General features: G+C 54.1%; 6 protein-coding genes and 1 tRNA gene. 2 read left to right on the forward strand and 5 right to left on the reverse strand.

Annotation, left to right across the window (positions count from 1 at the left end; translation table 11 throughout):
- Positions 1-49: 49 nt before the first annotated feature.
- Together AB3U87_RS21560 and AB3U87_RS21565 are read left to right on the forward strand one after the other, a co-directional pair.
- Complete coding sequence (locus tag AB3U87_RS21560) at positions 50-841, forward strand: cytochrome C assembly family protein (protein WP_125287468.1); 792 nt, start codon at positions 50-52, stop codon at positions 839-841.
- 25 nt (positions 842-866) lie between these two features.
- Positions 867-2,153: an HlyC/CorC family transporter gene (locus tag AB3U87_RS21565; RefSeq protein WP_125287467.1), complete on the forward strand. Its 1,287-nt coding sequence runs from the start codon at positions 867-869 to the stop codon at positions 2,151-2,153.
- Between the two features lie 64 nt (positions 2,154-2,217).
- On the opposite strand, the gene luxS is transcribed toward AB3U87_RS21565, so the two are convergent.
- From luxS to AB3U87_RS21590, 5 genes are all read right to left on the reverse strand, one after another.
- The gene (gene luxS / locus AB3U87_RS21570; RefSeq protein ID WP_125287466.1) at positions 2,218-2,733 is read right to left on the reverse strand and encodes an S-ribosylhomocysteine lyase; all 516 of its coding nucleotides are present in this window, start codon (positions 2,731-2,733) and stop codon (positions 2,218-2,220) included.
- A 152-nt stretch (positions 2,734-2,885) separates the two neighbouring features.
- The gene (gshA, locus tag AB3U87_RS21575; protein ID WP_394150446.1) at positions 2,886-4,487 is read right to left on the reverse strand and encodes a glutamate--cysteine ligase; all 1,602 of its coding nucleotides are present in this window, start codon (positions 4,485-4,487) and stop codon (positions 2,886-2,888) included.
- A 31-nt stretch (positions 4,488-4,518) separates the two neighbouring features.
- The gene (locus AB3U87_RS21580; RefSeq protein WP_125287465.1) at positions 4,519-4,944 is read right to left on the reverse strand and encodes a YqaA family protein; all 426 of its coding nucleotides are present in this window, start codon (positions 4,942-4,944) and stop codon (positions 4,519-4,521) included.
- A complete protein-coding gene (gene yqaB, locus AB3U87_RS21585) occupies positions 4,941-5,507 on the reverse strand; it encodes a fructose-1-phosphate/6-phosphogluconate phosphatase (protein ID WP_253458989.1) in 567 nt (188 codons plus the stop codon). The genes AB3U87_RS21580 and yqaB overlap by 4 nt, the downstream gene beginning before the upstream one ends.
- Positions 5,508-6,316: 809 nt before the next feature.
- A tRNA-Arg gene (locus AB3U87_RS21590) sits at positions 6,317-6,393 on the reverse strand.
- Positions 6,394-6,638: the final 245 nt, after the last annotated feature.

Genomic DNA, 6,638 nt, shown 5'->3' on the forward strand with positions numbered 1-6,638 from the left:
GGCCGCTGGCGCTATACTGCTTTTTTTCATAGCCTTGCCGGTACCACCTATGTCCGTTTTTGCGATCCTGGCGCTGCTCGCCTACTCTTTCAGCCTTGCCCTGATTATTCCCAGCCTGCTGCGCAAGCAGAGCGCGTGGCGAGGCATGGCCGTTATCTCCGCCGTCGTCGCGCTGGTGTGTCATGGCGTCGCGCTGGAACAGCGTATTTTCACAGCGGAAGGCGGTCAGAACCTTAGCCTGTTGAATATCGGATCGCTGGTCAGCCTGCTGATCTGCGCCATTATGACCATCGTGGCCTCGCGCAATCGCGGCTGGATCCTGCTGCCTTTGGTCTACAGCTTCGCGCTGATCAACCTGGCTTTCGCCACCTTTGTGCCCAACGCGTTTATCACGCATCTGGAAACCACGCCCGGCATGATGGTGCACATCGGGCTGGCGCTGTTTGCCTATGCTACGCTAATGATTGCGGCGCTTTATGCGCTACAGCTGGCGTGGATAGACTGGCTGCTGAAAAACAAAAAGCTGGCTTTCAGCAAGGACATTCCGCCGCTGATGACCATCGAGCGCAAAATGTTCCATATCACTCAGATCGGGGTAGTGTTGCTGACGCTGGTGCTGTGTACCGGTCTGTTTTATATGCAGGATCTGTTCAGCCGTGAAAACGTGGATAAAGCCGTGCTGTCGATTCTGGCCTGGTTTGTCTATATCGTTTTGCTCTGGGGTCACTATCATGAAGGGTGGCGCGGTCGCCGCGTGGCCTGGTTCAATTTCGGCGGCGCGTTCCTGCTGACCATGGCCTATTTCGGCAGCCGTATGCTGCAACACTTTTTGTCCTCCTGATCCTCCACTACAAGGAATTCCCTCGTTGGAACAAGTTTCAACCACCACGCTGATTATTATTCTTTTCGTTATGGTGCTGGTGTCGGCGTGGTTCGCCGGCTCCGAAACCGGCATGATGACGCTCAACCGCTATAAGCTGCGCCATCAGGCTAAAAACGGCGATCGCGCCGCCCGTCGGGTAGAGAAACTGCTGCGTCGCCCCGATCGCCTGCTCAGCCTGGTGCTGATCGGCAACAACCTCGTTAATATCCTCGCCTCCGCGCTGGCAACCATCGTCGGGATGCGCCTGCACGGCGATGAAGGCGTAGCCATCGCTACCGGCATCCTGACGTTTGTGGTGCTGGTGTTTGCGGAAGTACTGCCGAAAACCGTTGCCGCGCTTTATCCTGAAAAAGTCGCTTTCCCCAGTAGCCTGCTGTTAGGCCCGCTGCAAATCATCATGATGCCGCTGGTCTGGCTGCTGAATACTATTACCCGCGTGCTGATGCGGATGGTCGGCATGAAAACCGACAGCGCCGCCACCTCCGCGCTGAGCAAAGAAGAGCTGCGCACCATCGTGTATGAATCGCGCACGCTGATGTCGCACCGCAATCAGGATATGCTGCTGTCCGTGCTGGATCTGGAAAAAGTGAACGTTGACGACATTATGGTGCCGCGCAATGAAATTGTGGGCATTAATATCAACGATGACTGGAAATCCATCGTGCGGCAGCTGACGCACTCGCCGCATGGCCGCATCGTGCTCTATCGCGATTCGCTGGACGATACCATCAGTATGCTGCGCGTGCGGGAAGCCTACCGCCTGATGACCGAGAAAAAAGAGTTCACCAAAGAAGTCATGCTGCGCGCGGCGGATGAGATTTACTACGTGCCGGAAGGCACGCCGCTGAACATCCAGCTGGTGAAGTTCCAGCGCAATAAGAAGAAAGTAGGTCTGGTTGTCGATGAATATGGCGATATTAAAGGCCTGATCACCATTGAAGACATTCTGGAAGAGATAGTCGGCGATTTCACCACCTCCATGTCCCCGACGCTGGCGGAAGAAGTGATGCCACAGAATGACGGCTCGGTGCTGATTGAAGGCAGCGCTAACGTGCGCGAGCTGAACAAGGCCTTTAACTGGCAGCTGCCGGAAGAGGAAGCGCGTACGGTTAACGGCATGATTCTGGAAGTGCTGGAAGATATTCCGCTGCCCAACACTACGGTGCATATCGGTCACTATGCGATCGATATCCTCGACGTGCAGGAGAATATGATTAAACAGGTTCGCGTTACGCCGCAAAAGCCGCTGAAGGAGTCGGTGGGTTCCTGATAGCTATCCCCTGCCGCCAGGGGATAAACAACCGGGTTTCTGCAAGGGAAGCCCGGTTAACTGACTAGATGTGCAGTTCCTGCAGTTTATCCTGCGGCAGTGCCAGCTCGTCGTTGTGGTTCACGCCGATATCATGCTCAATGATGTGACGCGCGATATCCTGCGCTTCATCCAGAGAGTGCATTTCATAGGTGCCGCACTGGTACTCGTTCAGCTCAGGAATTTTGCGCTGATCGGTCACTTTCAGCACGTCCTGCATCGCGGCTTTCCAGGCTTTCGCCACGCGCTGCTCGTCCGGCGTGCCAATCAGGCTCATATAGAAACCGGTGCGGCAGCCCATTGGCGAGATATCGATGATTTCAACGCCGTCGCCGTTCAGATGGTTACGCATAAAACCGGCAAACAGATGTTCCAGCGTGTGGATACCGCGCTCCGGCATCACTTCTTTGTTTGGCCGGCAGAAGCGCAGATCGAAAACGGTAATGGTATCGCCGTGCGGCGTGTTCATGGTTTTCGCTACGCGAACCGCAGGCGCCGCCATGATGGTATGATCGACGGTAAAGCTATCCAGCAATGGCATATGGTTACCTCTGATAAATTTATTTTCGCAGTGATGAAACTTTCTCTGTCGACTCGTGGTCTGAATCTATGAAAGACGCGCATTTTGTTATCATCATCCCTGACAACAGAGATGTTAATTTGGCCACATTGATGTGGCCTTTTTCTTTTGCGTTAGCTTCGGCTTTTCAGAAAGTCTTCAAAGCTAAGCGTATCACTTTCTTCGATTTCCTGCTGGCTAACGTTTGAACGGGTAGCCTCCTGCTCAAAGTCGCTCTCCGTCAGGATCTCCAGCTGCTCGTTCGCCAACTGAGCATGATACTGCTCTGCCAGCGCCAGGCCCGTACCCGCCAGCCCGTTTTCTTTCAGCGCTGTCAAAAAACGCGCCGAATAGGTCAGGTCAGGATCGTCAAACGAGGCGGCCAGACGGTCACAGGCGGCCTGATAATGGCGATCGCCCTGCTGACGATCGAGCGTTTCCGCCACGCGCTGCAGATCTTTAAACAGGTTTTTGCCGACTTCCGCCAGCGGGAACTGCGCTTCTTCGCAGCCGATACCCAGCATCAGGCCCGGCTTGCGCCCTTCCAGAATGACCCGGTTCCAGTTGGCGCGCGTGCAGAGCAGCTCTTCGCTGCTCATTTCCGGCGCGTCGGCCAGCGTACACCAGATCAGGAACAGATCGAGAAAGCGCACCTGATTTTCATCCACGCCTGTCGGCGAGAACGGGTTAATATCCAGCGAGCGCACTTCAATGTACTCGATGCCGCCGCGCAGCAGCGCATCGGAGGGATTTTCGCCGGAGCGCGTAACGCGTTTCGGGCGGATCGGCGCATACAGCTCGTTTTCAATCTGCAACACGTTAGTGTTGAGCTGCAGCCAGTTGCCCTGCTCATCCTTCACGCCCATGCGCGCGTACTCTTCCGAAGGCGTTTTAATCGCCGCCTTCAGCGCTTTGACATAGTCAGGAAGATTATTGAAGGTGATGCCCAGTCCGCTCTGCGATTTATTGGTATAACCCAGGTCACTCAGGCGCAAAGAGGTAGCGTAAGGCAGATAGAGCAGACCATTTTCGGTACGCTCAAACGGTAAGTCCGTCTCTTTCCCCTGCAGGAAAGAAGAACAAACGGCCGGCGAAGCGCCAAACAGATAGGGAATGATCCAGCCAAAGCGATAGTAGTTACGGATCAGGCGCAGATAGCCTTCCGAGATCGCGTCGGTGCTGCTCTGCCCTTCTTTGCCATCCGTCCAGGCCTGCCAGAAAGAGAGCGGCAGCGAGAAGTTATAGTGCACGCCGGAAATGACCTGCATCAGCGCGCCATAGCGGTTCTTCAGGCCCTGCCGATAGAGCGTTTTCATCTGCCCGATATTGGAGCGCCCGTACTGCGCCAGCTCTATTTTATCGCTGTCGTCGATCAGGCACGGCATACTCATTGGCCACATCCGCTCCGCGCCGAGATCGCGTGAGACGTGACGATGAATATCGCGCAGAAAAGCCAGCAGATGATCGATGTCACGATCTACCGGCGTAATAAATTCCAGCAGCGTTTCAGCAAAATCAGTGGTAATCCACTTATGGGTCAAGGCTGAACCCAGCGATTTAGGGTGTCCGCTGGTGGCCAGATGGCCATCAGGTTTAACACGCAGCGTTTCGCGTTCAATGCCGCGACCAATACCTTTCATTGCCTCAGGGTGAGCTTCCAGCCAGGAAAGCGCCTGTGATACGTCCGGGATCAAATTGACCTCCCGCTTGGGGAAAAATTTATTATTGTTCAGCATAATGTTAATCATGATAGCGACGCTTAGCGAATCACTGCCACCATTCCATGCCCTGTAATGTTGCGAAAGCCAGCACGCCATAGCGCAACGTCTTGCCCACGGCGAGCCAGAGCGCAACCGGAAGCCAGGCGAAGCGAAGCCACCCCGCGAGAACGCAAAGCAGATCGCCAATAACCGGCAACCAGCTAAGAAGTAACGCAGCAGGCCCCCAGCGGTGCAGCCACGCTGTTGCTGTGTTATGCCATCGCCCCTGCTGTTTTAGCGGCAGACAGCGGCCGATGATAACGTTGGTTAAACCGCCGAGGGTATTCCCCAGGGCAGCAATGCCGGTCACGCCGAGCGCGGAAGCTTTTCCCGACAGCAGCAGCGAAACCAGCAGCACTTCTGAGTTTCCCGGCAGCAGCGTGGCGCTCAGGAAACCGCTGACAAACATTGAACCGTATAGCCAGTCGCTCACAGACGCCTGACGTCGACAAAAGCCATGCCTGCCGCCTGCGCGGCCTGAATACCGAAATCGGCGTCTTCAAACACGATACAGCGCTCAGGCGCAACACCGATTAATTCGGCGCAGCGCAGAAACGTATCCGGTTCCGGCTTATGACGCTTAACGTCATCAGCGCCGACAACCGCGTCAAAATAGTCGCGAAGCCCTAAATGTTGCAGCAGCGCTTCGGCTACGGCGTGCTCGCTGCCGGTACCGACCGCCATAGGCCGTTTACCGCGGTAAGCTTTAACGACGTCAACCAGCGGCAGCGGCTGGACGCTATCGAAAAGCATCTCTTTCAGCGCCGCGGTTTTTTCTGCGGCCAGCTGATGGGGATCCAGGCTGCTCTGATAGCTGTTGATGATAGCTTCCGCTATCCGCCACGTTGGCGAGCCGTTCAGCTTAATCAGCGACAGGTCGTCAAAGCGCATATCGTAGCGCGCCAGAACGGTTCGCCAGGCTTTACGATGCGTAGGTTCCGTATCCAGAATCGTGCCGTCCATATCAAATATCAAGCCGTCATAACTGTCGTACACGGAAGCCTCCGTCCCTGAATCAACGAACGTTTACTTTAGCGTAAAGCACCGAACTTGTCGCTGTCAGCTTGGATCCGCAAATGCCTTGAAACATATAGGGTTTTTTATTATCAGATTATATCCTTGTTAACAGATGGCCTTAATTGAGGCCAAAAAGCACAAAAGTGTAACTATGGAACCGACTCTGGACCGGCAATTAACGGGGTATATAACGGCAAAAGCAGAAAGTGAGGAAATGTATATTATAAAGCGGCGTGATAATTTCGCCTTGTTAAGGCAGCAAGTATGAGGATACGGAAAGGGTATTGGAAAAGCATCAGGCAGGTTTTTTACAATTCGATCGTAAAGGATTGCTGTAGCATCAGCGCTATAAGCTTTATACGGTATGGCTGTTCAGAATGGCTATGAGTTGGAATAACAGAAGATGAGGATAATGCGCTTGCGCTTCGGGTCATTGCTAAGCGTTTTTACTCTTCCTGTACAAGCTGCAAGCTTTTCACAGTATGTCAGTAAAGGTGTTACGACGAGATATTCAGAAGATGGTGCATCCGGGAGGATGATTCGGCTGGCGCCTCACCCTTACGGGCCGTTGCTAAAGCAACGTTATCATCCCTTGTGCTGGCGGTAACTGCTTGCGCTATGCGAGTACGTTATTGCGACCAGATTTGCAATATATGGTGCATCCGGGAGGATGATTCGGCTTACGCCTCACCCTTCGGGCCATCGCTTAGCGATGTTATCCTCCCTGTACACGCTGCAACCTTTTCACAGTATGTCAGTTAAGATATTGCTGCCGCATTACTAAAATATGGTGCATCCGGGAGGATTCGAACCTCCGACCGCTCGGTTCGTAGCCGAGTACTCTATCCAGCTGAGCTACGGATGCATTGAGGAAAGCTAAAGATACTGCCTGGTACAACTGAATAGGGTGCATCCGGGAGGATGATTCGGCTTACGCCTCACCCTTCGGGCCATCGCTTAGCGATGTTATCCTCCCTGTACACGCTGCAACCTTTTCACAGTATGTCAGTTAAGATATTGCTGCCGCATTACTAAAATATGGTGCATCCGGGAGGATTCGAACCTCCGACCGCTCGGTTCGTAGCCGAGTACTCTATCCAGCTGAGCTAC

Source organism: Erwinia plantamica (assembly GCF_043420595.1).
GTDB classification, from domain to species: Bacteria; Pseudomonadota; Gammaproteobacteria; order Enterobacterales; family Enterobacteriaceae; genus Erwinia; species Erwinia aeris.